Origin of the sequence: Micromonospora echinospora, assembly GCF_014203425.1 — a bacterium.
GTDB classification, from domain to species: domain Bacteria; phylum Actinomycetota; class Actinomycetes; order Mycobacteriales; family Micromonosporaceae; genus Micromonospora; species Micromonospora echinospora_A.
Window position 1 is genome coordinate 1,227,527 of the sequence record NZ_JACHJC010000001.1, and the last position, 18,778, is coordinate 1,246,304.

Here is an 18,778-nt window from a genome sequence, read left to right on the forward strand (position 1 = left end):
CGTGCACCCTGACGGTCATGACCACACAGACGGTGACCTTGACAGGGCTGTGCGCGGTGTACGGCACCGGAGCACGCCGGGTGACGGCGCTCGACGGCGTGACGACCAGCTTCGCCAGCGGCACCTTCACGGCCGTAATGGGCCCGTCGGGCTCGGGGAAGTCCACCCTGCTGCACTGTGCGGCCGGTTTGGACAAGCCGACCGCGGGGACCATCGCGATCGACGGCAGGCGCCTCGACGACCTGAGCGAGGACGAGCTGACCCGGTTGCGCCGCGATCGGATCGGTTTCGTGTTCCAGGCGTTCAACCTGGTGTCCACGCTGACCGCTGCCGAGAACGTCGAGTTGCCGCTGCGTCTGGCGAGGCGTCGTCCCCCCGCCCGGGACGTCCTCGCCGCGCTCGACGCCGTGGGACTGGCCGACCGGGCCGGGCACCGGCCGAGCGAACTGTCCGGCGGCGAACAGCAACGCGTCGCCGTGGCCCGAGCGTTGATCACCCGCCCCGCGGTCGTCTTCGCCGACGAACCGACCGGGGCACTGGACAGCGCGGCGTCACAGCAGATCCTCCGGCTGCTGCGCGCACTCGTTGACGACCACCGGCAGACCGTCGTGATGGTGACCCACGATCCCACCGCCGCCGCGTACGCCGATCGGGTCCTTCTCCTCGGCGACGGCCGCATCGTGGACGAGCTGGCCAGCGGGATCACCGCCGCGGTCGTCGCCGCGCGGATCGCCGAGCGGGAGACGGTCCCGGCGGAGAGCGTCGTGGAGTCGTCGTGCTGAGCATCCGGCGGTCGGTCGGTGCCTTCGTGGCCGTTGCCGTCGGCGTCACCCTGGTCGCTGTGGCCACCCTGCTGCTGGCCTCCGGCCGCCCGCAGGTACCCGACCGGCTCGCGTACGCGGCAGTCGTGGTGCAGAGCCCTGAGGCCGGTGCGCCGGCCGACTCGTTTGCGCCCACCCGGCCGTGGTCGGCCGCCAGGACAGCGGAACTCACCAGCAGGCTGGCCGAGGCACCGGGCGTTACGGCGGCAGTGCCGGACCGGACCTTCTACGCCCAGGCGCTCGTCAACGGCCGGCCCCCGGCCACCGAGGCGCAGCGGGAGGACGCTCACCAGGGGCACGGCTGGTCCAGCACCCGGCTGGGTGGACTTCGTCTCACGGCCGGCGAGCCGCCCCGGCGGGCCGGCGAGGTGGTGGTCGACCGCGCGCTCGGGCTGCCTCCCGGCGGGCCGGTCACCCTGCTCACGGCGGCGGGCCCGCAGCCCTACATCGTCACCGGTCTGGTCGATGCGCCCGGTGTCTACGTCGCGGACGAGGCCGCGGCCGTGCTCGCGCCCGGCGTCCGGGCCATTGGCCTGCTGGTCGCTCCGGGCGCCGATCCCGAGGCGATCGCCAAGGCGGCTCGCGGTGTCCTCGGCCGCGACGGGCGGGCGCTGACCGGGGACGGCCGCGCCGCTCTGGAGCCTCGGGGGGATGCCCGCACCCGCTGGATCGGCATGCAGGTGCTCACCGCCACGGCGGCTCTCGCGAGTTTCGTCACGGTCTTCGTGGTCGCCTCCACCTTCGCGTTTACCGTCGCGCAGCGTCGCCGTGAGCTGGGCCTGCTACGCGCCGTCGGGGCCACCCCCCGTCAAGTCCACCGCATGGTCCACGCCGAGGCGCTCGTCGTCGGCGCCACGGCCGGACTCACCGGCCTCCTGGCCGGCGCAGCGCTCGCCCCGGTGTTGGGCGGGCTGCTCGTCGACGTCGGCTTCGAGCCGGCGACCTTCCGGGTCCGGTACGAGCCCTGGCCGGTCGCGGTGTCGATCGTCGCCGGTCCGATGATCGCGCTGCTGGCCGTCTGGTCGGCGTCGCGCCGAGCGGCACGCGTGCGCCCGCTGGAGGCGTTGCGCGAGGCGGCGGGGGAACAGCGGCCGATCGGACGGCTGCGAGTCGCCACCGGGGTGCTCCTCGTCGCGGCGGGGCTCGCCCTCAGCCTTGGCACGGCGACCGCCGACCAGGCCCGCGACGCTGCCACGTTCGCCCTCTACGCGGTGATGGCCCTGGTGGCCGGCGCCACCGTGTTGGCCCCGGCGGCCGTCGGCCCTGTGGTGCGGCTGCTGCGGTCGCCGGTGCGTCGACCGGGTGGTGCAATCGGGATGCTGGTCCGGGCCGGGGCGTCGACCGCGACCCGGCGCACGGCGTCGATCGCCGCCCCGGTGCTGCTCACGGTTGCGTTCGCGGTGTTGGTCTCCGGGATGGTGCGCACCACCACGGCCGCCTACGCGGCGAGCCGGGCCGACAACGTGAACGCCGGCTGGGTAGTCGTGCCCGACCGCGCACCGGGCCTGTCGGACCAGGTCGTCGCGGCGGTTGGGGGGACCGCCCTGCTGCCGACGACGGTCTTCGAGAGCGACTCGGACTCGTCGCCGGCGAACCAGCCGTTGACCGCGCTCGGCGTGGACCCTGCGGGCTTCGCCGCTGCCAACCGGGCGCTCACCGTGGTTGCCGGCTCACTGGACGACCTGAGCGGTGGTGACACGGTGGTCCTTCCCGCCTCGGCGAACCGGCAGCCGTCCGAGCCGTACGCGTTGGTCTTCGCCGATGGGGAGGTGGTGTCGCTGCGCGTCGTCGCGGTCGTCACCGACGACTCGATCCCCGGCGACCTGCTCCTGCCCCGGTCGATGGTCCGGTCGCACGACCCCTCGGCGCTCACCTCCGCGGTGTACGTCCAGAACCGGGTCGACCCTCCGGCCGGAGCGCGGATCGTCGACGTGGCCGGGTGGGCGGCCGAGGCGGACCGCGCCGAGGACCGCCTCGTCTGGCTGTTCACGCTGCTGCTGATAGGTGTCTCGGCCGGCTACGGGGCGGTCGCGGTGGCGAACACGCTGCTGATGGCCGCCGCCGGCAGGGTGGCCGACCTGCGGCTGATCCGGCTGGCCGGAGCGACCCGCAGGCAGGTCATCTGGCTGGTCACGGCCGAGTCCGCCCTGGTGGTGCTGATTGGCGCTCTGCTCGGCGGGGCTGTCGCGTTCGTCGGTCTGCTGAGCGTCCGTGCCGGCCTCGCCGAGCAGGCCGGCGTACCGGTCGACCTGGTGGTGCCGTGGTCGGTGGTCGGCTCGGTGGTGGGGCTCTGCCTGCTGCTGGCGGTGCTGGCGAGCGCGTTGCCGACCTGGCGGTCACTGCGTCACCGCCCCGCGCGGTCCCCCGTCGGCATCATGGGGTGAACCCGTGGCGAGCTTGGCTGCGCGTGCCAAGTGGTGCTGACCGACCCAGGCAATTCACTGAGCGGCGTTCAGGCTAATAGCCGGGGCCGATGTCAATGTCGGGGTCCTGGTTGGCGAGGCGTTCCTGGCGAGTGAGGTCTTCAAGCCGTTGCCGGAAAGCCGGGAAATCGCTGATGTTCCTCGTCGGGTCAGTGCGGAGTGAGAAGTCTCGCCGTAGCGCCGCGATCTTGATTCTGAGGTCGTCGTGGGCTGCGGAGTCGTCGAGGCTGCTCTCGATCTCGCGCAGGCGGCTGTCGGCGACAGTGCGACTTGCGCCGTCTTGATAGTCGTCGAGAAATCCGCGGACGATGCGTCCCATGCGCTTCTCGCGACGGCGTTGGGTTTCGCTGACCGCGGCGTCTTCGAGCAGGTCGGTCAGGTCGCTCAAGAGCGCGATGAAGTTGTCCTCCAGGGTCTTAACCTCTGCTGGGCGTCGACCGTCACGTGGGATGTGGTTGAGATAACTGACAACTTCGCGGGCGAAGCCGACCTTGTCGATATTCGCGTCGAAGGCCTCGGCGAAGCTGTCCTTCAGGCAATCCCACAACGAGCGGCCTGATTCGAGTCTTGGCTTGAGGCCCGTTTCCTTCAGTTTGGCGGCGTCCTCGTCACCGAGTCCTAGCAGACGGGTGGCGTAGTTCCGCGCGGCGTAGACCGCAATGCGTGCAGGGATAAGATCCTCGATCTCGGTCACGTCCCCGGACTTGGTCGAAGCGGCCACCTTGATGTCATCGGGTGCCGATGCTGCGCGATTGGCAGCCCAGGTGTCCAGGCAAACGACGAACTTCGGGTCGAGGACCGGTTTGCGGTTCGCCTCGCTGCGCCTCAGTTTGCCGACGGCCCTTCGGCCGGCGTCGTCACCGTCGAGGAGCGCTACGCACGGGGGCTTGATCGGGTCGCGGCCGCGGGCGAGGTAGGCGATGTAGGGGACGCTGTCGGCGCTGCCGGCGGGCACGATCGTGACTTCGTTGAGGTCCAGCATCCGGGCTACGTCGGGCCGCCGGACGCGCAGCGCGTTGGACATCCCGGCCAGCATCACTTGGTCGGCGGATCCTTCGACGATGAGGTTCTTGCCACCGATGAAGGCGGTCTCGGCCACGTAGCTGCCCAGGGAGGAGCGCAGGGGCTCGTAGTGGGTGCGGGCGACGTCCCTGACTACGCGGGTGCCTTCTTCTTGAGCTCCCTTGTCGAGGACCCGCAGCCGATCCGCGGCGTTCTTGTTGATCAAGAAGGGTGAGTGGGTGACATAGATGACCTGGTCCGTCCGGCGCCGGTCGTCGGGAATCGCGAAGTTCTCCAGCACGCGCAGGAGGTCCTGCTGGCCGGAGTTCGACAGGTAGGCGTCGGGTTCATCCATGAGCAGGATCTCGTCGCGGTCCTCGGCCGGCCGGTGAGCCCGGAGCTGAACGAAGTAGGCGAGGAAGTGCGTCAGGCCCCGGCTGCGTTCGCCGAAGGAGTACTCCGCCCCGGTGCGGTCGCGGATGGTGAACACGAGCTCCCGCTCTCGGGTGGTAACGCGGAGTTTGAAGTCGTTGTCCTGGCTCCACCAGCGTGAGAGGTTGAGGTGTCGCGCCAAGCTCTCATTGATCTTGCCCTCAAGGCCACTAACTTCGCCCTCCTTGCCTTCGTTGATGGCCTTCTGGAGCTCCTTGAAGATGCTCTCGTCGATGCGGGCGACATCGACGAGCAGTTTCTTGGCTAGGGCTTGCGCGTTACGTTGAAGGGCTTGTTCGCGGCTGTCCGCCGTCGAGGTCGGGCGACGGAAGAACGACCACAACCGCCGGCCCCACGCGGTTGTGTCGGCGTCGTCGTCGGCATCGATTTGTTCGGCGGCTTCCAGGAACTCACCACGGAGGCGGCGGTCAGCGAGGTTGCCCAGCCGGCCACCCCAGAGCGACGCGATCGGCACGCTGTCGGGAACGGCGATGCTGGTGGAGAACCGCAATACCTGCGGCAAGATGCCTTCGAGCGCCTTCACCCCGGCCGGGTCGTCAAGCTCGACGAGGGTCTCGTCCGCCACGATGAAGGGAGGGCCTTCCCCGGGCCGCATGAACAGGAACGTCTCGCCCACTGCCCTGGTCACGTCGAGTGTCGCCAGCAACTCGGACTCCGCCTGCCGGGTGACCATGAAGACGGCGCCCACGTCAGGTATCCGGACTTCGTCGGTCTCGACCGAGAACAGCTGCGAGTAGCGACAGAAGTCGCTACGCGTCACCTCACGCTCACCCATGACGCACTCGATGGCGTCCAGCAGGTGGCTCTTGCCCGACTCATTCGCTCCGACGATCGCGGTGATCTGGGGGTCGACGTCGAGGCGCACATGGGGATACCAGCCCTCCGGCAGGATCTCCCACGTCGCACGCTGAGCCTTCTCGTTCGCGCGGCGCTCATAGTCGAAGTTGAAGGACTTGAAAAACCTGACGTACACCCGCGTGAGGCGCACCGGCCCTCCTCGGCATCCCATGTCGCCTGGCACCACACGCCAGCCACGTGCAAGAAACTTAGCCGGGGCGTACGACAGAAGGGCAGAGCTGCCCGTCTCGGGCCCGCCTGATCGATACGCCGGCTGAAGGGTCCACCGTGGTCGTTCTGCTTGTACGGCGTAGGTGCGCAACACCCGAGCACCAATTGGTTTGGGAGTCCCCTCGCAGGACGAGGCGCAGTGCGCCGGTTCGGCGGCTCTGCCGGTACGGAACGCCACGTGCAGCCGTGTCAGCTGCATCGAGCAGGCCTGGCCCCTTACTGTCGGGTGGTGCAGCGATGGGATTCGCTCAATGAGCGGCAGCTCGACCTGCTTCGCCGGATCCACGGCGGCGATGACCTCAGTGGGCCGGACGGCGTCGAGTACCGCCGGTCGGCGCGTGCGCTGCAGGACCGGAACCTGGTTACGGTGACACGCAAGGCAGGGGTGTGGAAGGCGTGCTCGACCGACGCCGGCCGCTTCTACCTTGAGCATGGCCACCATCCCGATCATCCCGACCACCGGGCTTCCCTCCCGCGGTCCGAGACGCCGGCACCCGGCGGCATCGCCGGCGGTGCTTCGTCGGCGGATCTGCTGCGATCGGCTCGCGAACTGCTCGACCGCCTACAGCACGAGGGCGGCACGGTCCGTATCGAGAGTCCCGACAGTGGAACGCGGGCCCGGTACCGCCGGATCATTCACGCGTTCAAGCAGCAGGGACTTGTGCCAGCGGGTCACCATCTGCGCCACACCGGCCGCGACGCCGGCGACATCATCATCCGCCTCTACACCGACGCCGGTCCGGACGAGACCGACTGGAACCGGATCCGGCTCAACACCCGACGTGTCACCACCGACCCGCATCTGGCGTTCAGCGCCCTCGAAGCCGATCCGAACCACCTCGCCGTCAGCCCGGACCTACTGCCCCGGGCGTTGCTGCTGATCCGGCAGCTCGCCGGCGAGGCGGCCCGGCGTGGGCACCGGCTCGGGGTCAACACCAAGGCGAAACACCCGCGGGTGTTCCTCCAGGCCGGGCAGGTCCGACGCACGGTCACCCTGACCGAGGAACGCGACCAGGTCCCGCACGAACCCACCGCCGAGGAGCTGAAGGTGCTGCGCCTGCGGCCGTGGATGAAACCCGCGGAGTTCGACGTCGTCGACTCCGGCAGGCTCCGCTTGGAGATCACCCGGCCCGGACACGACAACCGGGACACCTGGACCGACACCGCACGCGTACGTCTGGAACAGCGCGTCGCGCAGATCATCCAAGGGTTCGAGGCTGGCGTCACCGCCGACGAACAGCAACGGCGGGCAGCCGAAGCCGCCCGGGAGAAGGCCGCAGCCGAGCACCGGCGGCGGCAGGAGGAAGCAGCGGCCGAACGCAGACGGCAGGAGGAGGCCACCCTCGCGCAATGGCACGCCGCGATGGCCGACGCCCGCGTCCGGGCCACGGACAACATCCGCGCGGAAACCTTCCGCAACGCCTACCAGGCCTGGATTGCCGCAGCTGACATCCGCGCCTTCTGCACCGCCCTTGAACAAGCGGCCGGCGACCGGACCGGCGCCGGCGGGTACCTCGCCAGCTGGGTCGCATGGGGCAGGGCCGCCGCCGACCGGATCGACCCAATCCGCAATCCCGGTGTGCTGGCTGACATCGACTACAACCCCGAACCCGGACCCGACGACCTGCGCCCGTTCCTCGGTGACTGGAGCCCCCACAGGCCACGCAAGGAGCACCGCCCCGATCACGACCGGCAGGCCCACGCCGGCATCCGCCGGCAGGCCGAATCGTGGCACCACGGGGCTACTCGACCGCGGCGCCTGACGTGAGTCCACACCTCAACCGCCACCACACTCCGGCCGGATGCGCACGAGCCTGCGCCGGGACCTGCCGCCATCGCGACGCGAACCGCCAGCCCGACCCGGTACCACGCAACAAACGACGCTCACCCGAAGGACGGCTGGATGAGAATCGACCCCTCCCGCTTCACCGTCGGCGACGAATGGGCTTACCGGCAGTCGGACCACGCACCGTCCGAACGCGTCTGCATCCTGGCCGTCGAGCCGAAGAAGACCAGCGCCCGCCTCGAGATCAGATTCCTCGACGACCCCGACGAACGGGTGGAGAAGGTCCCCGGTTCGCGGCTGCGGGTGCCGTGGAGCGAGGTCGGGACCTTCGACGCGCTGATGGCGAACTGGCAACGCATCGACGATCTGAGCCTCGATCGCATCGAGGAGGCCTGCGTCGAGGAGATCTTCGGCCTCCTGATCAGCGAAGACGTAGCCGAACTGCTCTGGTCCCCGGTGTCATGCACCACCGACATCCGCGACAGCGCCCGGCTGAGCGAGATCATCGACGGCCCGATCGACGACATCCTCGCCTCGGCCCAATGGTTCGACCACGACAGCCGGACCATCCTGTCACCGGCCGGCACCCTCCAACTGGTCGAAGCCGCATGCCGCGCCCATCCGACCCAGGTCCTCGACCTCGTCATCGAGCAGGAAGCCCAGTCCCGCCACAAATGCAAGTTCGGCGACGACTACCGCGTCGGCCGCGACAACCGGTCGACCACACCGGAATGGGAGTACGACTGGTACCGCCGCCACGACCGACCCCGCCACGAACTACTACGCCAGTGGTGCGGCCACCGGGCAGTCACCCACCACGAACGGTTCCTCGCCGCCGAAGCAGAAACCCACCGCCTCGACATCCTGATAACCGACCTCCTCAAGGCCCTGGACACCCTCGGCGAACACGAACAGGCCGCCCGCTTCGCCGAGGAACACGAACGCGACCGCATCACACCCCACACGATGCGCCCCGTCGTCGAACGCCCCCTACACCCCTCCGAGATACCCGTGCGCGAGATCAAGGTCAGACGCCGCTGGTGGTAAACACCCCCGCGCGGCATGGACCGCGATGTTGTCCCCGCGTTGAGCGGGCAGCGACGGTGGCCGCCCTCCGATCTGGATCAGCGGGCGTTGGCGTGGCCCGCAAGCCGACCTACGAACCCTGTAACGTCTATTTCGCCACTCCAGCTTGGTGACCACCTCTGCCGTGCCGGCGGTCACGACCAGCGGTACTCCAGACGCAGACCCTGGCCGACGAAGCGATACCGGCCGCGGCTGGCCGGGTCGAACGGGTTCGGGAGCATACGGATTTGGCGGTACTCATTCATGACGTTGGTGATCACTAAGAGCCGCCACCGCCGGTTCCGGGCGTTCTCCTGCGCCGCGATGACCTGAGTCTCGCCCAGCTCGAGTCGACCGCCCTCGGCGAGGGTGGTCTTGACCTCGTAGTACCAGGTGCCGCGCCGGCCGGGGACTTCAAAGTCCCAGCCCAGGCTGTCGTCACCGGTGCCGGGGTAGACCCGCTCACGGTATCCCGACACCCAGCATTCCGGGCTGAAGTCGGCGCCGTACTGCCGTTCCAGCCATCGATAAGCGAACCACTCGCCAGCGAAACCCACCCCCAGCTTTTGCAGGCTTGACAGCTCGGACGCGAACCCACCGCCGCCGAAGCCGCCACCTGCGATCCGGCCGCCGGGGCCGGACCGGGCGTCGGTTTCCTTGAGGCCGGTGAACCTGCGTGGAGTGGCCAGGAACGCGGGTGTTCGGTCCAGCGAATTGTCGAGAGCCGCGCGTAGCGAGGTGAAGCCGTCGTCCAGGTCGAATGGTTTGTCGTCGATGTTCACGGTCCGCCGCTGCCGTTCCCGTTCGGCGCGTTGCTGCCGCTCCTCGGCTTTCTGGCGGTCGAGGTCGTCGGGGGTGAGACCAAGCGCGTCAAGGTCATCGGTCGCGGGCATGTCCGTCGGCCAGACGCCGAGCGTTTGCAGCCAGCGGAGCACGTCCGGAAGCGTCAGCATGGCGAAGTCGAGCGCGCCGGCTGAGTCGAGCCTTGCGCGCAGCGCCGGGCCTGCCGATGCCTCGTCTGTCCACGGCGCGGGGACGGGGCGGCTGTGCCGTTCGAGCCAGGCGCGCACGAGCTTGGCCAGCCTGCCGGCGGCGGTGTCGACCAGCTCGGCGTTGGCCTTGGCGCAGTCGCTGCGGCGCGGCAGAGGGGGGCCGCTTTCTGGCGGCTGTTCGCCCAGCCGCGCCGTGAGTTCCTCCTCGACGCGCGCCGCCATGAGATCGGTCGAGAGGACGTCGACGGTGGTGCCCCACTCCGGGTCCGGGGCGAGCAGCTCAACCCGCCGGAGCTGGGGCCAGTCCGGCTGGGGGTCGCCGGCCGCGAAGCGGTCCCACCGGTGCCAGCGCAGCCGGTCAAGCAGGGAGTCGCGATGGTGGCGTACGTAGTCGGCGAAGTCCTCGGAGTGCTGCGCGCCGTAGTCGATGAGCGGATAGCGCCCGCCCATGCCGGACAGGGTGGCGTTGAGTTCGCGTACGGGTATCTTCAGCTGCTGCTGGAGCGCCGTGAGCGTCGGAGCGTCGAGCGCGGCGGCAAACAGCTCATCCGGCTCGTGGTCGAGTCGGTCGGCCAGCGCAGTAAGCAGGTCTCGGGCCTCCTGCTCGCTTTCCACCGCCGGTGAGTCGGGGTCGAACGGCGCAGCCGACTCGGCGTCCAGGTAATGCGCGACGACGGGATAGAGCCTATGTAGTAAGGGTCGCAGGGAAGACTGGATTCGCCGCGCCATCGTCCGGACGTCCTCGGCCGTGACGTCGCATATCTCGGCCACGTCGTCGTCGGCGAGCTGGGCGACGGGGACGCCGACCCGCCGGGTCCGCTCTGCGGCCCACCGGAAGGTGCGGGCGTAGTCCCGCCGGCCGATGAGGTATGCCAGCGGCTCCGCCATCGCCTCCAGCATGTCCCAGTCCAGCTCCGTCTCCGCGCCCTCGACGATCAGGGAAGGATGCGCGGCGTGCGGCATCGGTAGCACCCCGTGCAGCCGGTCCGGAAGCCGCCGGGTTTCCTCGCCGAGACGTACCTCGACCGTGCCAGCGAAGGCGACCCGCACCCGCCGCAACGCGTCGAGCGTGTCGTCGAACGCCCGCTGACCGAGGCGGCTGAACTGGCTGCGCTGGTGTTCGAGCAGCGTCGCCGCGAACAGCGGCAGCCACGGCAGGATGCCAACGATCGGTCGGGCGCCGGCGACGGCCGGCAGGCCGAACTCGTGTCCGTCCAGCAGCACGACCGGCGTGACGCCGCTGGCACGTGAAACCCGCTCGCCGAGGCGGCGGCGCAAGATGGCGGTGACTGTCTCCGGATGCGCGTCTACCTCGAGGACCCGCCACCCGAAGTCGGCCATCAGCCGGAGCAGGCTCTGCTCGTCGTCCCGCGACGCGACTACCACGTCGGGCAGCTCCTGGTCGCCACTGGCCGACTCGAGCGGCAGGGCTGTCGACGAGCCGCCGACGTCGACAACGAGGTAGCCCCGGGTGTCCGGCGGGAACGGCTCCACCTCGGCGCCACGGGCGGCACAGGCCGCCCACGCCGCCCGGTACGTGTTGTGGAACTGCGCCGCGTGCATCTCGGTAACCGCGCCGGCGTGAAAGAGCGCGCCCAGGTGGCGCACCAAACGCGGGGCATCGGCGTCCCGGCCCCACACGCCCAGACCCAGCTCGGTCAGCCGCCGCAGCGCCACCGGGTCGTCGTCGAGCAGATCCCGCATCGGCTTTGCGAGCAGCGTCGCGAACCGCGGCGGCACGTCGTCACTGCGAACCGGAAACGTCCAGCACTCGGCCGGCGTCGCGAAAGCCCCGCCGCTCTGGCCGGGTCGTTGCGTCGGCAACCAGGCCACCGTACGCAGGAACGCGCCGAGCGGCGTGCACCGCCGTTGCGGGTTCTTGTCGCCGGGCCGGTCGCGTTCCCAGACGGTCGCAAAGGCGTCGGCCGACCAGGCGCCCTTGAGTCCGCGCAGGATCTGCCGTGCCAGGTGCAAGCGCACCCGGTCGGTCAACCGTTCCCAGTCGGCCTGTCCCGGCATCCACCAGAGCGGGCTTTTCACCACGTAGGGGGTGGACGGATACCACGCAGCGGACGTCGTCGGCAGGACCTTCGCCCACTGGTCGCGGACCGGATCGGGCAGCCCGGGCACGGCCGAAAGCCGATCGCGGGTCAGGTTGCTGCCGTAGATCCCGCGCCCGTCGGATACAGACCTGAGCGGCACCACCTCGCCAACGCCGATGCGCCGCAGGAAGGCAACCCAGTCGGCAACAGGGTCGCCGGCTCGCATGACCTGCGCCGGAGGTGCCAGCAACCGGCCCGCGAGCGCGTACAACTCGGCCGACCGGTCCTCTGGAGTGGCCGCGATCGCGGACAGCTCCTTGCCGGTGGTACCCGGCCAGTCGGACGAGAACAGACAGTCCCCGGCGGCCATCCAAACGCCGTTCGCAGTCGGCAGTCGCAAGCCCAGGGCAGCCAGGTCGGTCTTGATGCGGGCACCGCTGCGGCTCAGGTTGAAGACGAACGTCAGCGCGTCCCGGGCGACCCGCTGCGCGCGGCTGTCGGCGAGCACGGCACGGATGTGTTCGAGGATCCCCCGCGTCTCGAAGCCGCGCACAAGCCGATTCTCCTGCAGGAACTTGCGCGCCGGGGTCTGTTGCCGGTTGACGTGCCAGGTCAGATCGCCTCGCAAATAGAACAGCCGGCTGGACAGGCTTGCCGGCAGCGACAGGTCGGCGCCGGGGTCGACGTCGTCCTCGTCGGCGATCCGCTGGGTCGTCGGCGGGAAGAACGGCGCGGCCTCCCGGCTCGCGGATGTCTCGCCGGCCCGCCGGCCGGCACACGGCGCGAGCTCATCCGAGTCGGTCAGCAGAATGCGCCGCGCCCGCAACGCCTCGGGCGCCTTCTCGAAGAGACGCGCGACGTCCGCGTAGGCCCGGTCCCAGTCGCTGATCGGGCGGCGGTTGCGCTGCATCACCGCCATCATCTGCTCGACCCAGCCGGCAAGACGCTCCGGCTCCGGCGTCACGTCAAGTCCGAGCCGCGACAGCAGGCTCCTCAGCCGCGCCTGCCGGCGCATCGGCAATTCCCGCAGGAACTCGGCGCCGCTGGCTGCTGTCGCAAACGCTGCGGTCAGCATGCCTGTGTCGGGTACGGGCCAGCGCCATGCCGCAGCTGGTGTGAGCCAGCGGCCGGCCGCCTGCGCGGGCAACAGCGGACGTTCACCCAGCGGCCGGCCCTGCTCCTCCGCGCGAGAGGTGAGCAGCCCCAGACGGTCGTCGTCCCAGCACAAAAGATCGAGCACAGCCGCAGGGGCGGCGTCGTCCGGCCAGCCGGTGAGCGCCTCGGCCGCGTCGAGGCAGAGTCCCGCCGCCGAGGTGAGCAGCAGCCGGTTCAGCGGGTTCGCCTCGTCGATGTCCGTGCGGGACAGATCGGTGAAGAACGGCGCGTTGAGGTGCCCCGCGAACGGCGACGGCGCCTTACGGCCCATCGGCAGGAAGGTGTAACACCGGCCGACGTGCGCGTCCGCAGCCCCGTACGGCACCGCGACCGAGACTTCGACCGCCGCCGTCGACTCGGCATACCTGGGGTCGAGCTGACGCCGGTCGATCGCCTCCTGCACCGCACGCCGGTAGGCGGCCGGATCGACCCGCCGAGACAGCACCAGATAAGTGCCGTCCTCGTCCAGTGTCACAAGGTCGCAGGCGAAGTCATCGGCCGCCACCGGCGCGCTGCTGCGTACCCGGGTCAGCACCCGCTCTTCGCTGGCGGAACCGTCCTCTCTCCGGACAGTGACACGTTCCAGCCGCTTCAGGAACAGCATGAGCGGCACCTCTGACGCTTCGAGCTCGTCGAGACGCTCGGCCACCGCATCGACGGCGCCCTCGTCGAGCGGCAGCCGCACCACGGTGGCATAGCCGTCGGCCCAGAGCGCCGCCACCCGAGCGGGTGTTCCCTCGGCCGGCAACGTGATGCTGTAGAGCGAAACCTCGTCGATGATCTGCCGAGTGAGCACCGGATCTGCGCCGACCAGCCCTGGCACGTCGTCCTCGGTAGCAAACCGGAAGCAAAACCCCGGATCTCCGCTGTCCAGCGTGCTGTAGACCTCCGGAGTCGCGCATATCTGGAGCACGCTCTTGAAGCCGACACCCTTGTTGCCGATACCCTCGCCGATCGGCTTGTCGCTCAGCCCGAGTGAGCGGATCCGCCGGGCGTTGCTGGCGGTGAACCCGCGCCCGGTGTTGGCGACGTAGAGAGTGCCGTGTGTGCCCTCGTCGCGCGCCAGCACCACCGCGATGCGCCCGCTGCCGGCGTCCGGCGGCTGCGCGTCGTACCCGTTCTGGATCAGCTCGAACAGGAACCGGCCGCCGTACTCCCGCATCGTCTGGCCGATCATGCTCTTCTGGCTGCGCGCGAAGTCCTGATCCTCCCGGGTCATCAGCTGGGCCCGGACGAGGCGCTCGGCCCGGTCACGCAGCTGCGCGTCGGCCTCGGCGCGTGAAGTCGGCTCGGTACCTTTCATCTGCTCTGTCCCCCCGGGGTGGAACTACCGCCTCTTGCGTTCCAGGCTGCTGCGGAGGTTCTTCGCGCCCACCTCCGAGACCCCGGCATGCGCCAGGGCATACCCCACAGCGGTGTCGACGTCGATCAGCCCGCCGCGTAGCACGGCGTCCAAGGCCTTGCGGGCGTGCTCGCGCTCGTGACTTCCGGTCCAGTTGTTGCGCCCGCCGAAGAACACGGCCCGGTCGAGGGCCTCCTGCGCCTCGGAGTCCAGCGCCGGCACCTGCGGATACACCCCGGACAAGGCCTCTGCCCGGGTCCCGGCAGCCCATCCGGCCAGCGGGGTCATCGCACTCTCCAGGACCACCAGCGCCGATCCGCGCGCCAGGTCAGCCGCTCGTCGCAGGACCGGGCGTCGGGGTGGTAGGCCACCAAAGCGCCACGTGGCCGGTCTCGGTCGAGCGGGTAGCTGAACCGGTAGCGGCTCGCCAGCCGGTGGACCGGGCCAGGGCCCCCGTGCGCCTTCGCCGCGTTGTAGAACACCACCGGGGTAACCCCGTCGGCGGCAGCCTGCTCCTCGATCCACTGCACCGCAATCTGCTCGAGTTCCTCCCACCGCTCCAGGTTCTCGTCGACGTCAGGGATCCACGCGGCCACCCGCAGCAGGCTCGGGTGCTGCCGCCACGGTTCGTCCGGCTGATCGGTCACTCCACGCCTCTTTCGTCAGTCACGCGCGGCCAAGTGAACCAGCAGAGTCCGACATGGAGCCAGCCGTCGAACGGCCTGAGGTTCCCCGGTGCCGTCGAGGGCGGCCGAACGGGAAGCCGCGGGCGTGTGGGCCCCGAGAGTGTCAGGGGCGGGGTGTCTACTGGAGCCGCCCCTTGCCCGGGCGAGTGTCGGGTCGGACTTTAGCTGTGAGGAACGGCTTCAATGGACGTTCATGCTCAGGCGCTAATCGTTGGCGAGCATTCCGGGCGGGTTCGGAGCCCGGATGACGACTACCTGACGGTGATGATGTTGTCCGCTGGACTGGCCGGCATCGTTCAGCGGAGGAGACAGGCGGCGGGCGGGTCGGCGAAGGAGGCGGGGTTGTTGCCGGCTCCGTGGCGGGTGGGCTTCTCGCGTCTGTGGTGGCGTTTCGCCGACCAGGGTCTGCAGCCGCTCGACAGCGACCTCGCCCTGCTAGAGCTCTGTGCGCAACCGCTCGCGACGTGGCCTGTGCAGCTCGACCTGTCGATCACTGACCTGCAGAACAGTCTGTTGGCCGACGGTGACCTGTCCGAGTTCGCGGAGCAGGGTTCTCGGCTCGCGCGGCACGACGTGGAGGCCGAGTGGACCGAGAACCAGGTACACCTGGCGCTGCGGGAAGCCGCAGCCGCGAACGGCTCCTCGGACGAGGAGATTGGGGAGGCGTACGCGGTGCTTCGGCAGCCTCGTCGCCGCGCACGAGCTCGCCCCCGACGCCGAACACCAACTCACCCCCGCCGTGCCCCGGCTCACCACCGCCACCGTCCACACCCTCGGGCCGTTAGCGAGACAGCCCTTTGCTGGGATTGCGATAGCGGTTGCCGCCGTATGTGTGGAGAGCGCGGGCGACGAGGTGGCGGCGGGTATGGAGGGTGTTGAGGGGGCAGATGGCGACCGCGTTCAGCTTCGGCAGGAAGCGCGGTCCTTCGCCGCTGCTGCTGGACTCCGGGAACAGCTCAGGGTTGGTGCACCATCCCACGAGGTGGCGGGTGCCTGCTTTGAGGCGCATGATTTCGACGCTTTCCAGTGCCTGCCAGGGGAACCAGTAGGTCCCGCTGCGGCTGTAGACCTGGATTCCCGCCCTGCCGATTTCCAGGCGAGTGGGGTTCCTGGCCATGTTGGCAAATCCGATGGTGGCAAAGACAAGGAATGCGTCGAACAGGCCCAGCAGGGCCTTGGCGACGAGCGGGATGTGTGCTGTGGGAATGATGATCGCCAGCACGATGACCAGAAGCGTGTTGATGCCGACGATCGTCCAGTACATGCCGCTACTTGCGGCGAAGGCGGCGTATTCCGCGGGCGGGTTGCCTCGGTCCGGGCGGGATAGCACCCAGTCGCCGTGCTCGCGAGGCGGCTCGACCAGCGGCTCCTTCGGGGTGCTCGCCGCTTCAGCTCTGAGCGTGCGTCGATGTTCCTGAGGGCCTGGAGAGGGCGTTCGGTTCCGACGCGGAGGTTGACCGCCGTTGCTCAGCCGTCGCAGGTCCCAGATGGCGAACCAGAGGAGGCCGATGAAGGGGATTCCGAAGCAGGCGTTGCCGATCACCGCATTCGTCACGGTGTTTGGCTCCCACTGCCCGGTCACAGTGGTCCCGATCGCACCGATCTCGCATACCCCCACCACAAGTGTCACCAGCCACAAAAGACTGCGCCCGATCCACGTCCAGGTCCTCAACCTGCGGGCCCGCTCCGCGATGGTTCGCAGGTCGGTGATGGTGTGTAGACCGACCGGTAGGCCGGGCCGCGACAGTGGGGTACGAACCCATTGGCTGAGCGTCTCTCGATCCGGAGGAACGAGCCTGCCGCGGACAGCATCCTGCCAAGCGGCCCTCAACCCGTCGGCGAAGCCGACGACATAGGGCAGTGAGGGCGTGAGTTGTGCATGGGCCACGCGAGTGGGCGCGGCGTAGACCCCGAGGAACTGGGCGATCGAAGGTAGCCAGTCCGGCACTGTCTCCCCGTCAGCAGCGTGCCCAGAAACGATGCGATCCCAGTGATCTCGCCACGGCCTCAACCAGCTCGCGATTTCGAAATTGGTGGCGAGGAGGCCCTCCAAGACGTACAGGGGAATAGCCACAGCCGCGGTCACGCCGTCTGCGTAGCCGTGGCGCTGCTCGGTGAGGCGCTCGTCGGCCGACATCCCGTGATTGACGCGCACGGCAGCATGCGCCGACGGTGGCAGTTCGATGGGGACTCGAACGGCTGGTGGTCCCGCGACTGCTTTCGCAGTTGCCCTAACCCTGCCTCGGGCAGGTGGAGTGGGCTCAACTGGGGAGACCCAGGGACCACTGCCACCGACCTCCGGCTCCGGTCGGTGAGAAACCTCGCCGTCGGCAGGGCGGCGGCCGAGCTCGACCTCCGCGACTGCGAAGTGACCCTCCTTGGCGAGGAGGCGCCCGATGACAAAGAGGGAATTGTCGCTGCGACCGACGAGCGCGCCGTGGAGCCCGGCCATGCTGCTGAGCCGGCCCAGCGGTCTGTGTTCTTGCGTGTCGAGATCGAGCCGCATCAGCGTCAGATCATCCGATAGCGTGACGACCTGCCGTTCGTTCAGGGCGGTCAGTGCGCGCACACGTCCTGCTGGTGCCAGCAGGCGTCGTTCCACGGTGAGCTGCGATGACAGTAGGAGGAGGTCGGCTCCGTCCGACACCACCAGTCTGGTAGTGGTCAGCCAGGCTGCCGCCGTGACCGCAAGGGGCAGCTCGTACCATTTTTCATCGCCGACTTGCGTGCCCAGCCTGATGAGGCGAGCCGAAGCTGCCCCTGCCGATCCTCGATCAAGACACCAGGCTGATCCGTCGGGATTCATCAGCAGGTGGCTGTCGTCGAGGTTCGCTGCGCCACTGGAAACCACGGTCAGCTGGCCCGTCGCCCACCGGCCAACGCCATGTCCCCGGGCTATGAGAAGCACCTCATCCGCCATGGCCAACGAACCGTTGTTGCAGCCGAAGACAGGTGCAACCCATTTGGAACGTTGAGCTGGCAGGTCCACCGCGAGAATGCCCTGTTCGAGGGTCAGCAAAGGTCTGCCGCCCGGGTCGACGGCGACTCCCGCCCTCCGCGCATCGGCATGATCGACGGCACCGACGGTGAAGACTTGCAGCTGCATCCCGTCCGTGCCATTCGCTACCGGCTCGCGCGTCACTCTGGGCGTCTCGGGTCGATGCTTCAGGAGTTCGTTGAGTGGTGTGTAGGCGCGGCCTTGGAAGGACGCGGCGTCAGTGATCAACTCGAAAAGTTCCTGTGGCGGCACGAAACCGCTGAGCATCGCCTCCCAATGGGACTGGTCGAGCAACAACACATCCAGACGCCGACCCTTGTCGACTTCGTCTATGGCCTCGTCGGTGAAACCTTTAATCGCCAGGAAGACCCCGGTCACCCCTGCCATGCGTTGCTCGACGCGTCGTTGGAGCTTCGCGATCGGCCCCGTCCCCGTCTTGGCCTGCTCCCACTTGGCCTCCAGGATGTAGCGCCGGCCCGCGTGGTTGAAGACGACGTCCAACTCGCCGACGCCCCGCTGGTCCGACTTCGCTCGCAGGCCAAAGCTCGTCAGGAGCTCGGCGATCATCCCGTTAAACCGCTGGCCACGCGCTTGTCGAGTCAGCCCGGAGCCTGGCTGGCGAAGCGCACCGTACTCGGCAACAAGCCTGCGCCATCTAATCGGATCCTCAAGCACCACTACATGCTGTCGCCTCACGCTCACTGGTCAACAACCACACGGACAAAGAACCGACCAGACAGGTCCAGTCAATGTTGAGACCAGACCCGTGGGCCGGCGTGGTGGCCAACATGATCGATCGGCGCCGAGCCATCAACAAGATCAATAACAGAATGTGTGCCAGAGCACCGTGTGAGGCGGCGTTGACACGTTGGTCGTCAGGGGATGGCCGGTGGGGTGTCGGTGTTACGCGGCGTGTCGCCGTGATGTGATCGGTCTTCGCCGGGG

General features: G+C 69.0%; 9 protein-coding genes. 4 read left to right on the forward strand and 5 right to left on the reverse strand.

Going from position 1 to position 18,778, the window contains the following annotated elements; all coding sequences use genetic code 11:
* Window positions 1-17 precede the first annotated feature (17 nt).
* Complete coding sequence (locus FHU28_RS05970) at window positions 18-782, forward strand: ABC transporter ATP-binding protein (protein WP_184681664.1); 765 nt, start codon at window positions 18-20, stop codon at window positions 780-782.
* Window positions 776-3,205, forward strand: coding sequence for an FtsX-like permease family protein (locus FHU28_RS05975; protein ID WP_184681665.1), 2,430 nt, complete (start codon window positions 776-778; stop codon window positions 3,203-3,205). Before FHU28_RS05970 ends, FHU28_RS05975 begins: the two co-directional genes overlap by 7 nt.
* Window positions 3,206-3,278: 73 nt before the next feature.
* On the opposite strand, the gene FHU28_RS05980 is transcribed toward FHU28_RS05975, so the two are convergent.
* Window positions 3,279-5,687, reverse strand: a complete 2,409-nt coding sequence (locus FHU28_RS05980) for an AAA family ATPase (protein ID WP_184681666.1) — start codon at window positions 5,685-5,687, stop codon at window positions 3,279-3,281.
* 309 nt (window positions 5,688-5,996) lie between these two features.
* Here FHU28_RS05980 and FHU28_RS05985 point away from each other — a divergent pair, with 309 nt between their 5' ends.
* Both FHU28_RS05985 and FHU28_RS05990 read left to right on the forward strand, forming a co-directional pair.
* A complete protein-coding gene (locus FHU28_RS05985) occupies window positions 5,997-7,535 on the forward strand; it encodes a hypothetical protein (RefSeq protein WP_184681668.1) in 1,539 nt (512 codons plus the stop codon).
* A 135-nt stretch (window positions 7,536-7,670) separates the two neighbouring features.
* On the forward strand, window positions 7,671-8,600 hold the full coding sequence (locus FHU28_RS05990; RefSeq protein WP_184681670.1) for a hypothetical protein: 930 nt from the start codon (window positions 7,671-7,673) through the stop codon (window positions 8,598-8,600).
* A 173-nt stretch (window positions 8,601-8,773) separates the two neighbouring features.
* On the opposite strand, the gene FHU28_RS05995 is transcribed toward FHU28_RS05990, so the two are convergent.
* From FHU28_RS05995 to FHU28_RS06010, 4 genes are all read right to left on the reverse strand, one after another.
* Entirely contained in the window at window positions 8,774-14,110 is a 5,337-nt protein-coding gene (locus FHU28_RS05995) for an ATP-binding protein (RefSeq protein WP_184681672.1), read from the reverse strand.
* A gap of 24 nt (window positions 14,111-14,134) precedes the next feature.
* Window positions 14,135-14,392, reverse strand: coding sequence for a hypothetical protein (locus tag FHU28_RS06000; protein WP_184681675.1), 258 nt, complete (start codon window positions 14,390-14,392; stop codon window positions 14,135-14,137).
* A gap of 41 nt (window positions 14,393-14,433) precedes the next feature.
* Window positions 14,434-14,796, reverse strand: a complete 363-nt coding sequence (locus tag FHU28_RS06005) for a hypothetical protein (protein ID WP_184681676.1) — start codon at window positions 14,794-14,796, stop codon at window positions 14,434-14,436.
* An 820-nt stretch (window positions 14,797-15,616) separates the two neighbouring features.
* Window positions 15,617-18,535, reverse strand: a complete 2,919-nt coding sequence (locus FHU28_RS06010) for a restriction endonuclease (protein ID WP_311773528.1) — start codon at window positions 18,533-18,535, stop codon at window positions 15,617-15,619.
* Window positions 18,536-18,778: the final 243 nt, after the last annotated feature.